This window comes from Burkholderia sp. AU4i, from assembly GCF_000466765.1.
Lineage (GTDB): Bacteria > Pseudomonadota > Gammaproteobacteria > Burkholderiales > Burkholderiaceae > Burkholderia > Burkholderia cepacia.
In genome coordinates this window covers 1-14,595 of record NZ_ASSI01000055.1, presented here as the reverse complement: position 1 = coordinate 14,595, position 14,595 = coordinate 1, and the positions used below count along the sequence as shown (strand labels likewise).

14 protein-coding genes and 2 pseudogenes are annotated in these 14,595 nt (G+C 66.7%); 9 read left to right on the top strand and 7 right to left on the bottom strand.

Going from position 1 to position 14,595, the window contains the following annotated elements:
• A pseudogene (locus tag L810_RS48090) lies at positions 1–253 on the top strand (cyanate transporter); the annotation flags it as partial.
• A 144-nt stretch (positions 254–397) separates the two neighbouring features.
• Positions 398–1,168 carry an ABC transporter substrate-binding protein gene (locus L810_RS12675; protein ID WP_021158752.1) on the top strand — a complete coding sequence of 257 codons (771 nt, stop codon included), beginning with the start codon at positions 398–400 and terminating at the stop codon, positions 1,166–1,168.
• 78 nt (positions 1,169–1,246) lie between these two features.
• Here L810_RS12675 and L810_RS12670 read toward each other — a convergent pair.
• Positions 1,247–1,625 (bottom strand): annotated as a pseudogene (locus tag L810_RS12670) (hypothetical protein).
• Between the two features lie 114 nt (positions 1,626–1,739).
• On the opposite strand from L810_RS12670, the gene L810_RS12665 reads away from it, so the two are divergent.
• A complete protein-coding gene (locus L810_RS12665; protein WP_257008844.1) occupies positions 1,740–2,327 on the top strand; it encodes a GNAT family N-acetyltransferase in 588 nt (195 codons plus the stop codon).
• Between the two features lie 36 nt (positions 2,328–2,363).
• Here L810_RS12665 and L810_RS12660 read toward each other — a convergent pair whose 3' ends face one another.
• The gene (locus L810_RS12660) at positions 2,364–3,026 is read right to left on the bottom strand and encodes a hypothetical protein (RefSeq protein WP_021158749.1); all 663 of its coding nucleotides are present in this window, start codon (positions 3,024–3,026) and stop codon (positions 2,364–2,366) included.
• Between the two features lie 258 nt (positions 3,027–3,284).
• Here L810_RS12660 and L810_RS12655 point away from each other — a divergent pair, with 258 nt between their 5' ends.
• The gene (locus L810_RS12655) at positions 3,285–4,340 is read left to right on the top strand and encodes a DUF1176 domain-containing protein (protein WP_021158748.1); all 1,056 of its coding nucleotides are present in this window, start codon (positions 3,285–3,287) and stop codon (positions 4,338–4,340) included.
• Between the two features lie 158 nt (positions 4,341–4,498).
• Here the strand turns inward: L810_RS12655 and L810_RS12650 are convergent, their stop codons facing one another.
• The 5 genes from L810_RS12650 to L810_RS12630 all read right to left on the bottom strand — a co-directional run bounded on the left by L810_RS12650 (position 4,499) and on the right by L810_RS12630 (position 10,148).
• Complete coding sequence (locus tag L810_RS12650; RefSeq protein WP_021158747.1) at positions 4,499–5,983, bottom strand: amidohydrolase family protein; 1,485 nt, start codon at positions 5,981–5,983, stop codon at positions 4,499–4,501.
• A 113-nt stretch (positions 5,984–6,096) separates the two neighbouring features.
• Complete coding sequence (locus tag L810_RS12645) at positions 6,097–7,575, bottom strand: sodium:solute symporter family protein (RefSeq protein ID WP_021158746.1); 1,479 nt, start codon at positions 7,573–7,575, stop codon at positions 6,097–6,099.
• The gene (locus tag L810_RS12640; RefSeq protein ID WP_021158745.1) at positions 7,572–7,784 is read right to left on the bottom strand and encodes a DUF3311 domain-containing protein; all 213 of its coding nucleotides are present in this window, start codon (positions 7,782–7,784) and stop codon (positions 7,572–7,574) included. The genes L810_RS12645 and L810_RS12640 overlap by 4 nt, the downstream gene beginning before the upstream one ends.
• Positions 7,785–7,823: 39 nt before the next feature.
• Positions 7,824–8,948, bottom strand: coding sequence for a porin (locus tag L810_RS12635; RefSeq protein ID WP_021158744.1), 1,125 nt, complete (start codon positions 8,946–8,948; stop codon positions 7,824–7,826).
• Positions 8,949–9,251: 303 nt separating this feature from the next.
• Positions 9,252–10,148 (bottom strand): IclR family transcriptional regulator, encoded by an 897-nt coding sequence (locus L810_RS12630; protein ID WP_021158743.1) that lies wholly within the window; start codon positions 10,146–10,148, stop codon positions 9,252–9,254.
• A 294-nt stretch (positions 10,149–10,442) separates the two neighbouring features.
• On the opposite strand from L810_RS12630, the gene L810_RS12625 reads away from it, so the two are divergent.
• The 5 genes from L810_RS12625 to L810_RS12605 form a co-directional block, all read left to right on the top strand.
• Complete coding sequence (locus L810_RS12625; RefSeq protein WP_021158741.1) at positions 10,443–11,525, top strand: ABC transporter ATP-binding protein; 1,083 nt, start codon at positions 10,443–10,445, stop codon at positions 11,523–11,525.
• Entirely contained in the window at positions 11,526–12,515 is a 990-nt protein-coding gene (locus L810_RS12620) for an ABC transporter permease (RefSeq protein WP_021158740.1), read from the top strand.
• The gene (locus tag L810_RS12615) at positions 12,512–13,306 is read left to right on the top strand and encodes an ABC transporter permease (RefSeq protein ID WP_021158739.1); all 795 of its coding nucleotides are present in this window, start codon (positions 12,512–12,514) and stop codon (positions 13,304–13,306) included. The genes L810_RS12620 and L810_RS12615 overlap by 4 nt, the downstream gene beginning before the upstream one ends.
• Positions 13,306–13,653 (top strand): (2Fe-2S)-binding protein, encoded by a 348-nt coding sequence (locus tag L810_RS12610; RefSeq protein WP_021158738.1) that lies wholly within the window; start codon positions 13,306–13,308, stop codon positions 13,651–13,653. The genes L810_RS12615 and L810_RS12610 overlap by 1 nt, the downstream gene beginning before the upstream one ends.
• A partial coding sequence (locus tag L810_RS12605; RefSeq protein ID WP_042974267.1) for an NAD(P)/FAD-dependent oxidoreductase occupies positions 13,650–14,595 on the top strand: 946 nt, incomplete at its 3' end. The genes L810_RS12610 and L810_RS12605, both read left to right, overlap by 4 nt.

The following is a 14,595-nucleotide window of genomic DNA, read 5'->3' as shown; positions in this document are numbered from 1 at the left end:
GATCGTCACGCTCGACCACCTGCCCGATGCGCGGCTCGCGGGCGCGCTCGCCGCGTTCGTGCAGGGCATCGGCTTCCTGACCGTCGCGGCGAGCCCCTGGCTGATCGGCTGGCTGCGCGACGCGGGCGGCGGCTTCGCGACCGCCTGGTGGATGCATCTCGGCGTGATCGCCGCGATGGCCGCGCTGAACGCCGTGTTCTCGCCCGCCGGCTACCGGCACGGCATGGCGCGCATCACCGGCGCCGCCCGCTAACGCCCCCTTTCGAATCCGGACGCTTCGCCGGCCGCTTCCGGCGAAACGTCCAGCCGCCCGCGCGTGGCCGGGCGCGGGCAGTCACGCCTGTCGGCCGCCAGTTCGCTTCACCACATACAACATCGACCGGTATTGGAGACAACCATGAAAAAGCTCGTTCTCGCCATTGCGCTCGCGCTGATGGCAGGCGCCGCCGCCGCGAAGGACCCGGCAGTCCTGCGCCTCGGCGTCGACCCCAGTTATGCGCCGTTCGAATCGCTCGCGCCCGACGGCAAGCTCGTCGGTTTCGACATCGATCTCGGCAATGCGATCTGCGAACGGATGAAGGTGCGCTGCGTGTGGGTCGAGAACGCGTTCGACGGGATGATCCCGGCACTGAAGGCGCGCAAGTTCGACGGCGTGCTGTCATCGATGAGCGTGACCGAGAAGCGCCTCGCGCAGATCGCATTCACCGACAAGATCAACAACGTTCCGCCCCGGCTCGTCGCGCGGCGCGGCTCGAACCTGCAGCCGACGCCCGAATCGCTGCGGGGCAAGAGCGTCGGCGTCGAGCAGGGTTCGACGCAGGAGACTTACGCGCGCACCTACTGGGAGCCGAAGGGCGTGATCGTCCGCACGTACCAGACGCAGGATCTCGTCTACCAGGACCTGCTGTCAGGACGGCTCGATGCATCGCTGCAATCGTCGGTGCAGGCCGACCTCGGTTTCCTGAAAACCGCGAAGGGCGCGAACTTCGAATTCGCGGGGCCGCCGCTGCACGACCCGAAGACGCTCGGCGTGGGTTCGGCGATCGGCGTGCGCAAGGATGACGACGCGCTGCGTACGCAGATCAACCAGGCGCTTGCGAGCCTGATCCAGGACGGGACGTACCAGCGGATCGCGAAGAAGTATTTCTCGTTCGATATCTACAACTGACGGACGCGCAGCGCACAACACGAAGAGGCGTCGCGCATGAACGCGCACGCCTCTTCTTCGTAGACCGAACGATATCGACTACGCCGCTCGCTGCAACAAATCCGTTGCAAAAGACCTCGCATGCTCGACGGCTTCCTGCGCGTCGCCGAACACACCGAGCTGATCCCAGTGTTCCTCGGCCCCATACGTACCCTTCACGGCAAGCGCCCGCTGAACGCTCAGCTGCGCTGCGTACTTGCCATCCTCCAGCGGTCGAGCCGTCGCCACCACCTTGTGCGGAGGACTGGCGCGCTCCGGCTGAATCAGTTCGACCGCACCGCCGGCCGTGTCGGCGTACATCAACTCGTTCCTGGCTTTGCAGTCCGGGCAGTAGAAGCACCACCCCGCGTCCTCCTGATGGGGTCTGCCCGCGTGCGAGCACGGCGCGGCATTCAACGTTTTCGCAGATGAACGGCATGGCAGTCTCCGAGGTTGTTTGCGGAAAATCCTAGCATGTCCGCCGAAGGACAACCACCGTCTTCGTCATCGACATGGGCACCGGGCGGGTGATGCGGATAACCGGGCCGGCCGGATGCTCGCGAGCCCGACGTCACCCGGGATAAACTGTCTGCCCGACCGACGAACCGAGCCATCCCTCATGTTGATCCGCGTTGCAACCCTGTCCGATGCCGTCCCGCTTGCCGAATTGAAACGCGACACGTTTCGCGAAACCTTTCTGCAGGACGGATTCGGCATCGACTACCCGCCGGACGACCTGGCTGCGTACGAGGCCCGAACCTACTCGGTAGAAACGATCACGGGCCAGCTCGACGATCCCGAATGCCGCACGTGGGTCGCTGAAAGCGACGACGGCACGCTGGTCGGCTATGCGCACGCGGGGCCGTGCAAGCTTCCGCACCCGGACGTCGCGGAAGGTTCGGGCGAGATCCGTCAGATCTACCTTCGGCGGGGTACGCAAGGAACCGGCGCCGGGCGCGCCCTGTTCGACTTCGCGCTGGAGTATCTGGCAACGGAACGGCCCGGCCCGGTATGGCTTGGCGTGTGGTCCGGCAACGCGAAGGCGATTGCCTTCTATGAGAAAGCAGGGTTCACGCGTGTCGGTACGTACGATTTCAAGGTCGGGGAATCGACCGATCTGGAATTCATCTATCGACGCTGAGGCGGTGGATCGAGAAGCGGTGCGATTGACGCGCCTTCAGTAACCGCGGGGATAAGGCGCCGGCGTCATTCGCGGATCGTCGGCAAGCATGTCGACATTCAGCAAGGACAGAAGCTGCCGATCCAGGCAATGCTGCGGAAAGAAGCGATTGAAATAGGAAACGTCCTCGCGTCGGTCCGCCCTCTGGAACATCGCTTCGATCGGCCCCCAGTAGTATTGCCAGGACAACCTGTCCATCTCGCGCTGTCGATCGTCCGGAAGTGCATCGATCTCAATCGTGCTCAGCCCGTCATGCATGAATCGATAGACACGCCAGAGCCGGTCGCTCAGGAAATTCGGCGCACTCGGCGAAAATGCGACATAGTCCGCATCGGCCTCGTGCCGATACCCCGCAATGCGGGTGAATGCCTGAAAGGACGGAATGCCGGCCATGCTGTCCGGATCGCGTAATTCAAGCTGGTAGAAATAGAACAGCGTCTCCGTGTCCGCGTCATACCGGATGACCAGCTTGTTGCCGGGATGGTGATACCACCCGGTTGCCGGATCCACGAATCCGCCCTGACTATCCGGCTGCAGCCCCGGCTTGATGCCGAGGATGCATCGAACATCGTCGATCAGCGCATCACCCCAGTCGGCATAGAATCGGCTCAACTGTGTCCTGCCAATCGATACAGCAGCATAGATACCTACCGGCTCCATGTGTTTGCTCCGTCAGGGTTGCGCCGATTCACCACCACGCATGTTACAACCGGCCCCGGCGCGGGCATGCCGGCGCGTTGCAATCAATCGAACCGTATCCGGAGTTTGTGACGTAACCGGAACGAAAAATGGGCAGGCGCACGTGCGTAAAACGATTCGACCATTGCCTCGACTCAGGCCGCGCCGCTCCGGGATGCTTTCATTTCCGGCGCGCCACTTGCGTTACGATTCACGCCATCCTCAACTCCGTGGAAGCACATGAAAACTCGTGCCATTGCGGTGGGCACGGCGCTCGCTGCGCTTTACGCCGCCGCGGCGTCTGCCCAGGAACCCGGCGCGCCCAGCTACGACACCTACAAGTCATGGCTGGTCGCCTGCGACAACGGTTTGACCTGCGAGGCGAAGGGTCTCGCGAACGATGGCGAGACCGGCGCGGACTTGCGCTTCATTCGCTCAGCCGGGCCGAACGGCGCGCTCACGGTACGGCTGAGCGTCGCCACCAACACCAGCATCAGTCTCGATGACCTGCGCGTCGACGACGCGCCGCTGCGGCTTGACGACTCGGCCTGGAGCGAGAAATTCGACGACGGGATAGCGACGTTGTCGACCACGCAACCGGCAGTTGTGGCGGCCTTCGTCTCACGGCTTCGCAATGGCAAGAAGCTTCAGTTCGGCGAGGATGCAGGCGCTTATGTTCCGCTCGATGGCATGGTCGCCGCGCTCCTGCGTATCGATGACCGGCAAGGGCGCATCGGGGGAACTAGCGCGTTGATCCGCAAGGGGCCTGCCCCTGCGTCGCAGGTCACATCCGCTCCGTCACTGCCCGTCGTACCGAAGCGGAAGATCACGTCGCAGTTGTCCGATCAGGAAGAAGAACACCTGATCGCGCGCGCGAAACGAATCCGGGATGCCAGCAGTTGCGAGGAGAATGCGTCGCGCTATCTCCATGAAGCAGCGTATGCACTCGACAAGCACAACGCGCTCGTGTTTCTTCCATGCATCATGGGCGCCTACCAGGGTTCGTCGGATGTGTTCATCGCACCGCGTATCGGCGGCGGAAAACCGGAGCCCGTCAAGCTGCCGATTCCTGAAGGGGGCTTTTCAGACCCTTCACTGGTCGAACCGGACTTCGACCCGGCTACCGGCACGCTGTCCACCTTGGGCAAGGGACGCGGGCTGGCCGATTGCGGCTTTCAGGCCAGCTGGATCTGGGATGGCCATGCGTTCCGGATGTCGGCTGTGTCGCAGCAGAAAACGTGTGGCGGCGTTCAAGGCGGCGACTGGCCGACGCTCTATCGATCGCGAACGAAGTAGCCCAACGATCGCTCTCGATGGCGCAGGTTCCATGCGGTCGTTGTTTCGACCACACTGGAATCGACAGACCGGAGCATCGCCGCCGATTCAGCGGCGCTGTCGAACGAACAGGCCGGCCTCGCCGGCCCGCCACCGCACGACAACGCCCACCCGCCCACTCAATAGCGGCTCCGCCCCCACAGCGTCTTCGGCTCGTCGAGCAAATGACGCAACCCGCTGCGCTCGATCGTGATTGCCGCGACTTCGTTCACCCGTTCGAGCACCGCGTTCTCGTCGACCGACAACACGTGCCGATCCTCCATCAGCACCCTTCCGCCCACCATCGTCATGCACACGTCGGCCGCGTTCGCGAAGCACGTCACGCGATACACGGGCATGTTCATCGGCATCATGTGCGGCCGGAACAGGTCGACGAGGATGATGTCGGCGAGCTTGCCGGCTTCGAGCGAACCGGCCTCGTGATCGATCGACAGCGCCTTCGCCGCGTCGATCGTCACCATCTCCAGCACCTTGCCGTGCGGCAGCACGTCCGGGTCGCGGAAATGCCGGCGGTGGTAATGCATGCATTGCCACATGTGGCGGAACATGTCGTAGCCGCGATCGGGCGCCGCACCGTCCGACGCGATCGCCACCGTCACGCCCGCATCGATCAGCTCGGGCACCGGGCAGCGCCCGATGATCGACATGATCGCGCTCGGGTTGTGGACGATCGCGGTGCCGGTCTCGACGCACGCCGCGATGTCGTCGTCGGTCAGGTCGATGCTGTGCGACATGAACGACGTCGGGCCGAGCAAGCCGAGCTCGCGATGCGCGAACGCGAGCGTGCCCGCGCGGTGGCCGTCCTGCGTGAACGTCAGCCCGCGCTCGCGTGCGAGCGCGCCGTAGCGGGCGGCCTGGTCGCGGAAGTCGTGCTCGTACCGCGCCAGCTCGGGATCGTGTTCGGGCCCATACACGGGCAGCGTGAGCGCGATGCGGATCCGGCCGCCGGCATCGCCGTGGCATTCGTCGACGATGCGCTCGCATACGTCGAACATCGTGTCGAAACCGATGTCGCGCGTGTCGCTGCCCTCCGGCGTGTGGCGCGTATAGGCACGCGGCGCGGGCGGCCGCGACGGGCCGACCGCGACGATCGAGCGCGTACCGGTGCGCACGACCGCGTCGCAATGGCGCCGCGCGTAAACCGGATCGTCGACGCGCATGATCGAATTGCCGCCGCCGAGCAGCGATACGCCGGTCGTCACGCCGGCCTTCAGGCGTTCGAGCGCGGCGAGATGCGATTCGGCCTCCCAGAACGCCTCGTCGGACGCGCGCGTGTAGATCGTCTCGGCCGCGGCCGACCACGCATCGCCGTCCGCGCCGCCGATCGTGCGCAGCATCGCGTGGCCCGCGTGCGCATGCGCATCGATCAGGCCGGGCAGCACGGCCTTGCGGCGCGCATCGATCGTGCGCGCGGCACGGTAACGCGCCTGCAGTTCGTCGGTGCCGCCGACGGCGACGATGCGCTCGCCCTTGACCGCGACCGCGCCGTTCTCGATCACGCGCCGCTGCGGGTCCATCGTGATCACGCAGCCGTTCGCGATCAGCGTGTCGATCGCTTCGCGGTCGTCCTCTCGCATGCGCTCTCGCTTGTCCTCGGTCGTCATTGTTCGGTGTCCTGTTGTGGTTCGATGGGTCTTGCTGCCATCCAGTGGCCGAGCGGCCGGGCCGCCGGGTGGAACCCCGGCGGCCCGGCGACGGCGTCATGCTCGAAAAACCGTCACGCCGAACCGACTGGCGCGGCGACCCGCGCCTTCAGCTTGCGCTGCACCGCGCTGATCACGACGAACACCACCGCGTTCACCGCGAGCGCGACGAGCCCCGGGTTGATCGACGTCAGCGTGTTCGATGCGCCCGGGAACAGCGACACGAGCGTCACGCCATAGTAGTTCGTCATCGCGATCACGATCGCGCCGGCGACGATGCCCGCGAACGCGCCTTCACGCGTGCCGAACGGCCGCTTCAGGAAGCTCGAGGCGAGCATCGGCACGAGCTGCGTGAGCAGGCTCGACGAGAAGATCGCGAGCGTGACGAAGGTCGCGCCGCCGCGCAGCACGAAGTAGACGACCACCAGCGTGAAGACCGGCAGCGCGATGCGCGCGACGCGCGTCACCTCGCGGTCGGTCGCGTTCGGCGCGAAGCCTTCGCGGTAGATGTTGCGCGCGATCGTCGTCGATGCGTTCAGCATGATCAGCGATCCCGGCACCAGTGCGGTGAGCAGCCCCGTGCCGCCGACGATGCCGACGAACCACGCAGGGAACGTCTGCTTCACGAGCCGCAGCAAAGCGAGATCGGTCTGCGCGCCTTCGAGCCCGTGCACGGTCATCACGGCAGCGAAGCCGACGAGGAACAGGAACGCGATCAGCACCTGGTACAGCGGCATCAGGATCACGTTGCGGCGCAGCGCGCGCTCGTCCTTCGCGACGTAGATCGCGGTGAAGCCGTGCGGATACAGGTAGTAGCCGAGCGACGTGAGCAGGATCGTCGAGTTGTACCAGCTCAGGTTGAAGCCGTGCTCCGGCATGCGCAGCAGTTCGGGATGCGCGGCGTCGATCTTCGCGAACATCTCGCCGAGCCCGCCGTAGTAATGCATCGGCAGGTACAGGCCGAGGAAGATCGCGATCGCGAGGATCAGCACGTCCTTGAAGATCGCGATGCTCGCCGAGCCGTGGATGCCCGACACGACCATGTACACGGCCATCAGCGTCGCGGCGATCCAGATCGCGGCCGCCTGCGGAATCAGCCCGTACGACATCTCCGACACGATCACGCCGAGCCCGCGCAACTGGATCATCAGCAGCGACACCATCGCGAACACCGCGACGATCGACACCAGCACGCCGATCGCGCGGCTGTCGTACTTCGACGCGAAGTAATCGGCGAACGACACGAGTCCGCGTTCCTTCGCGTAACGCCAGATCGCCGGCAGCATCCAGTAGCCGATCACGAACGCGAGGCAGCCGTACGACAGGATGTAGAACGCCGGCACGCCCTTGCTGTAGGTCCAGCCGCTCGCGCCGAGGAACGAGAACGTCGAGAACGCCTCGCCGGCCATCAGCAGGAACGTGAGCAGCGAGCCGAAGCCGCGCCCGCCGACCGCCCACTGCTCGAGCGTGAGCTTGCGGCCGCGGCGCGCCATCACGCCGATGGCGAGCGCGAACACGGCGAACGCCGCGATGATGACGATCGAAGCGTTCATCGCGCGTCTCCCGAACGGCCGGCGCGGGCCGCGTCGCGCTCGTCGAGATGGAACAGGATCGCGAGAATCGCGGCCGTGGCCGCCATCCAGACCAGGTTCCAGACGAGCAGGAACGGCAGCCCGAACAGCAGCGGACGCGCGTCGGCAAGCGAGCCGCCCGTATACATCCCGACGAACGGCAACGCCGCCAGCAACAGTTTCAGTTTCATGAGTGCCTCCTCCGGAAGACGCGCGTGTGCGTCAGAACATCAGAACTTCTGGCGGATGCCGACCACCACCGCCACCTGCGACGTCGTCGTCGACGCGCTGTCGGTGCCGTCGATCCATGCGTGGCCGACACCCGACGACGCCTTCTGGTAGAAGCCGTTCACGTACACGTCGGTGCGCTTGGACAGCAGGTACTGCATGCCGGCCGATACCTGGTGGTAATGGCCGCTTTCGCTGGCGCGCGCGACCTGCGTATAGGTGTAGCCGGCCGCCGCCATCAGCGCGGGCGTGACCATGTAGCGCAGGCTGCCTTCGTAGTTGTTGAAACGCAGCGCGCCGCCCGTCGCCTGGCCGAAATTCGAGCCCGTGTACAGCAGGCCGAGCGTTGCCGGCCCGATCGCGTAGCTGCCGCCCGCCCCCCAGATCTGCTGGCGGATCGCGCTCCCGAGGCTCGCACCGAGCACCGATGCCGACGACGGATAGTAGTTGTCCGAAGCAACTGCGCCGCTCGTGCTGACCGCCGGATGGTTCACGCGCGCATACGCGGCGCCCGCGTTGAGCGGCCCGTTCACGTACGTGACGCCCGCGCTCCAGCTGTTGTCGTTCGCGAAGCCGGTCGAGTTCGAGAAGCCGTACACGAGGTTCGCCTGCAGGCCCGCGATCGTCGGCGACACGTACTTCACCGCGTTGTTGAGACGGAACGTGTTGTTGATGTCGTCGTTGTCGAACGGGTGCGTCGAGTACTGCGCGAGGAAGCTGCTCATCTGCAGCGAACCGAGGATGTCCTGCGTCGAGTTGTACTGGCGGCCGAGCGTCACCGCGCCCCAGTTCGCGCCGCTCAGGCCGACCCACGCCGAACGCCCGAACATCCGGCCGCCCTGCCCGAGCGCGCCGTTCGCGACGTTGAAGCCGTTCTCGAGGCGGAAGTTCGCCTTCAGGCCGCCGCCGAGATCCTCGGAGCCGATCAAGCCCCAGCGCGGCCCCGATTCGTTGCCGCCCGTGAACTGCCACAGCGAATGGCCCTTCGCGTTGTTCGTGTAGGTCACGCCCGCGTCGACGATCCCGTACAGCGTCACCGTCGACTGCGCGTGCGCGGCGCCGGCAAACAGCATTGCGATCGCGGCGCCCATTGCGACGCCCGTCTTCCCACCCTTCATTCGCACCATCTCCGTCATCTCCTCTCCAAACCTGCTCATCGATGTTGTGTTTTGTTGGTCCTGCCCATGCTTCCCGACCGGGTTGTATAGACAGTCGCTGGATGGTATCCAGCCGCAATCACATCAAGAAATGAAATGTTCAACTGGCCGGCAGTTGAAAATCGAATGAGAGGCGATAGAGGGGAAATGAGCGGGGGTCACGCGGCCCCGCAAGGGAAACGAAAGCACACGGGCCCGCTGGACGCGGTGCGTTTTGATCGGACGTGAATGGCTTGCGTAAGCAAGCTGACGATACGGCGACGCGCGAGGCGGCTATACGGTTTTCCCTGATAACCCGTGCATCGGCCGCCGCAACGCGGCATCGAACGGATTGGTACGTGGCCCGATCGCGTCGGCCTGGCGCCGCAGCAGTTCGACGACCATCGGCATCCGGTCGTCACCGAGGCGTGACGCGAGCGTGCCGACGCTCAACGCGCCGACCGGATAACCGGTGCGATCGAGGATCGGCACCGCGACACCGGCCATCCCGTCGAGCACACCGCTGTTGCGGCCCGCGTAGCCGAGCTGCCGCACACGTTCGATCTCGGTACGCAGGTACACCTCGTCGAGCACGCCGTAGCCGCGAATGCGCGGCACGTTGAAACGGATCACTTCCTCGCGTTCCGCTTCCGGCAGGAACGCGAGGATCGCAAGGCTGCCCTGTCCGACACCGAGCGCGATGCGGCCGCCGATGTCGCCGGTAAACGAGCGGATCGGAAACGGCCCCTCGCACAGGTCGAGACACACGGCGTCGAAGCCGCTCTTCACCAGCAGGAAGATGGTCTCGCCGAGGCTGGCGCACAGCCTCAGCAGCGCGGGACGGCACAACGTGCGCATGCTGCTCGGGTTGCCGGCCTGCGCGGCGAGCGCGAAGAAATCGACACTCAACCGGTACAGCTTCGACTGCTCGTCCTGTTCGACCATCCCTTCCGCGATCAGCGATTGCAGGATCCGGTGCGCGGTGCCCTGCGTGAGGCCGACGGCCTTTGCCAGATGCGTGACGCGCACGCCGTCCTGCTGCATGCCGGCCAGCGCGCGCAGGATCGCGAACGCGCGCTGCAGCATGCCGGTGCCCGGTGCGCCAGCGGCATCGGGCGCATCGACGGCGTCCTCGTCCGGGCGCGGCGCGCGTGCGGCCGGCGACGTTCCGGTCGAATGGGGTTCCTGCATGCCGGCTCTCCTCGATGATTTCATTGAACGGAATACGTGAGCCGCCATTGTCGTCCCGCCGAAATTCCGCGGGCATCCGGGTGTGCACGGGATTGACGCGTGCATTTCGCGGCATTGCCACGCGCCACCCAGCGGAACGATTCGCTCGCGATTTCCCCAACCGTTCCGTTCAATGGAATTTTTCAGAAATTCCTCCCGTTCAGCAGAATTCGAAATTGACGCTCTGAAATATGGCTGGCTAGAGTCCGCCACATCGGTACACCGGCCACGCGGTGTGCGAACCCGGAGCTTCCCATGTCGTTTCTCACGCTTACGGATCTGACGAAAACCTTCGGCGAACTCACCGCCGTCGCCGACGTCAACCTGTCGGTCGAACAAGGCGAATTCGTGTCGCTGCTCGGGCCGTCCGGCTGCGGCAAGACCACCACGCTGCAGATGATCGCGGGCTTCGTCGACGTCACGCGCGGCCACATCGCGCTCGACGGGCAGGACATCACGCACCTGAAGCCGAACCGGCGCGGGCTCGGCATCGTGTTCCAGAGCTATGCGCTGTTTCCGCACATGAGCGTCGCCGAGAACGTCGGCTTCGGCCTCGACATGCGCGGCGTCGACAAGGCCGAGCGCGCCGAGCGCATCCGCGCGGCCCTCGCGCTCGTGCGTCTCGACGCGCTCGCGCACCGCTTCCCGCGCGAGCTGTCGGGCGGCCAGCGGCAGCGCGTCGCGATCGCGCGCGCGGTCGTGATCGAGCCGCCGGTGCTGCTGCTCGACGAACCGATGTCGAACCTCGACGCGAAGCTGCGCGAGGACATGCAGTTCGAGCTGCGCGCGATCCAGCGCAAGATCGGCACGACGACGATCATGGTCACGCACGATCAGTCGGAAGCGCTGTCGATCAGCGACCGCGTGGTCGTGATGGAAGCCGGCCGCATCACGCAGACCGATACGCCGTACCGCGCGTACGAGCGCCCGGAAAACCGTTTCGTGTCGCAGTTCATCGGCAAGGCGAACCTGCTGCCCGGCACGATCGTCGCGCACGACGGCGATGCGATCCGCATCGACCTCGGTCACGATCTCGCGGAAACGGGCCGGCTCGCGCACCTGCCGGCGCGCGAGCGCGACATGCGCATCGGCGATGCGGTGTCGGTCTGCATCCGTCCCGAGAAGCTGCGGCTGTGCGCGCCCGACGCGGGCCGCTTCGCCGCAACCGTCACGAGCCGCTTCTTCCTCGGCAGCCAGTGGCTGTACCGCGTCGACAGCGCGCTCGGCGAAGTGCTCGTGTGCTGCCAGAACGAAGGAGCGGAGCCGCTCGCGGAAGGCGCACCGGTCGGGATCGACTGGCACAGCGACGCGGTGCGCGTGATGCGCCGGGAGGCCTGAATGCGACAGCCTGCCCGTCCACTCCCGAATGACGGCGCGCCGGCCGCGCTTGCGGCCGCCACGGCCGCACCGGCCGCCGCCGATGCAATGTCCCCGCGCGCCGGCGGCGGCCACGCGCCGCGCGCGAGCTGGCGCGCCCACGCACCGCTGTGGCTGATGTGCGCGCCCGCGTTCGCGCTGTTCGCCGCGCTCGTGCTCGTGCCGCTCGCGATGACGTTCATGCTGACGTTCTACCGCTTCGATCCGGCCACCGGCCCGATCGCCGCGTTCCAGTTCGGCAACTACGCGGAAGTGCTCGGCTCGTCGTACTTCCACACGATCTTCGCGCGCACGTTCGGCATCGCCGCGCTGACGACCGCGATCTGCGTCGCGATCGGCACGCCGGAGGCATACGTGCTGTCGAAAATGCGCGACCCGTGGCGCTCGCTGTTCCTGCTCGCGATCCTCGCACCGCTGCTGGTGTCGGTGGTCGTGCGCGCGTTCGGCTGGAGCATGTTGCTGAACACGAGCGGGCTCGTGAACCAGGCGCTCGGGCTCGCCGGCCTCGGGCCGTACAAGCTCGAATACACGACCTTCGCGATCGTGATCGCGCTGGTGCACGTGATGCTGCCGTTCATGGTGATCCCGGTATGGACCGCGCTGCAGCGGCTCGATCCGCAGACTGAGCATGCGGCGCTGTCGCTCGGCGCATCGCCGTTCACGACGCTGCGCCGCATCGTGCTGCCGCAGCTGATGCCGGGCGTGCTGTCGGGCAGCCTGATGGTGTTCGGGCTGTCGGCGAGCGCGTTCGCGATTCCGGGCCTGCTCGGCGGCCGCCGGCTGAAGGTCGCGGCCACGGCCGTCTACGACGAATTCCTCGGCTCGCTGAACTGGCCGCTCGGCGCGACGATCGCCGTGCTTCTGCTGGTCGCGAACCTCGTCGTGATGCTCACTTACTACCGCGTGCTCGAACGCCGCTACGCGCGCAGCCTCGGAGGCGCATCGCGATGAGAAAGAACGGCCCCTTTGCCCTCGCCTTCCACACGCTCGTGATCCTGTTCGTGCTCGCGCCACTGGTGATCGTAGTGCTCGTCGCGTTCACGCCCGACGAGACGTTGACGCTGCCGACACACGGGTTCTCGCTGCGCTGGTTCCGCGCGATCCTCGACTATCCCGACTTCGTCACCGCGTTCTTCAACAGCGTGAAGCTCGCGTTCGCGTCGGCGACGCTGTCGCTCGCGATCGCGCTGCCGGCGGGCCTCGCCATCGGCCGCGCGACGTTTCCCGGCCGCGCGTTCCTGAACGGGCTGCTGCTGTCGCCGCTCGTGATTCCCGGCCTCGTGCTCGGCATCGCGCTGCTGCGCTTCTTTGCGCTGATCGGCGCGACCGGCTCGTTCGCATGGCTCGTGCTCGCGCACATGGTCGTCATCACGCCGTTCGTGATGCGGCTCGTGCTCGCGTCCGTCGCGGGCCTCGACCGCAGCATCGAGCAGGCCGCGTGCTCGCTCGGCGCGGACCCGTGGACGACCTTCCGCCGCATCACGTTGCCGATGATTGTGCCCGGCATCACCGGCGGCTGGCTGCTCGCGTTCATCAACAGCTTCGACGAACTGACGATGTCGATCTTCGTCACGTCGCCGCAGACGGTCACGCTGCCGGTGCGCATGTACATGTATGCGACCGAGTCGATCGACCCGATGATGGCGTCGGTGTCGGCGCTCGTCATCTTCATCACCGCCGGCGCGATGCTGCTGCTCGATCGCGTGTACGGCCTGAACCGCATCCTGATCGGCCAACACTGATGACGACTTCCGTTTCCCGTTCCACTTGCATCCCGGACGACGGTGCGCAGTTCGTGCGCGTCGCCGAACGCGAACGTGCCGCCGTCGCGTTCACGCTGGACGGCCGCCCCGCGCTCGCGCTCGCCGGCGACACCGTGCTCACCGCGATCCTCGTTGCCCAGCGGCGCGTGCGCGTGAGCGAATTCAGCGGCCAGCCGCGCGCGGGCTTCTGCCTGATCGGCGCGTGCCAGGACTGCTGGGTGCGCACCGAAACCGGTGCGCGCGTGCGTGCATGCTCGACGCCGATCGCCGAAGGCATGCGGATTCTCACGTCCGCCCGGCCGGCCGCGACCGGAGACGCAGCGTGAGCGCCGCACCGCAACCGGTGATCGTCGGCGCGGGGCCGGCCGGCGTACGCGCGGCCGAAGCGCTGGTCGACGCGGGGCTGCGCCCGGTCGTGATCGACGAGAACGCGCGCTGGGGCGGACAGATCTACCGGCAGCCGCCGGCCGACGGCGCGTTCGCGCGCGGCAAGCGCACGCTGTACGGTTTCGAGGCCGCGAAGGCCGACGCCGTGCACCGGACGATGGCCGCGCTGCTGCCGCATGTCGACTACCGGCCGAACACGCTTGCCTGGTCATGCGGCGCAGGCCGCGTCGACACGCTGCAGGACGGCCGCGAAGTGACGGTGCCCTACTCGCACCTGATCATTGCGAGCGGCGCGACCGACCGCTTGTTGCCCGTGCCGGGCTGGACGCTCGCGGGGGTCTATACGCTCGGCGGCGCGCAAGTGGCACTGAAGGCGCAGGGCTGCGCGATCGGCCGTCGTGTCGTGTTCGCGGGCACGGGCCCGCTGCTTTACCTCGTCGCCTACCAGTATGCGAAGGCCGGCGCGCAGGTCGCGGCCGTGCTCGACACGAGCCCGCTGCGCCGCCAGGCCGCTGCCGCGCCCGCGCTGCTGCGCATGCCGTCGACCTTCGCGAAGGGGCTCTATTACATCGGCTGGCTGCGCGCGCACGGCGTCGCGATCGAAACGGGGGTCACGCTCGAGCGCGTGCTCGGCGACCCGCACGTGACGGGAATCGCATGGCGCGCGGCCGGTGACGGCGCACCGCCGCGCCTGCTCGACTGCGACGCAGTCGGCCTCGGCTTCGGCCTGCGCTCCGAAACGCAGCTCGCCGATCTCGCCGGCTGCCGGTTCGGGTTCGACCCGCTCAACCGCGCATGGCTGCCCGAGCGCGACGCGGCCGGCCGCACGTCGGTGCGCGGCCTCTACGTCGCCGGCGACGTAGAGGCAGATCGGAAGAGCA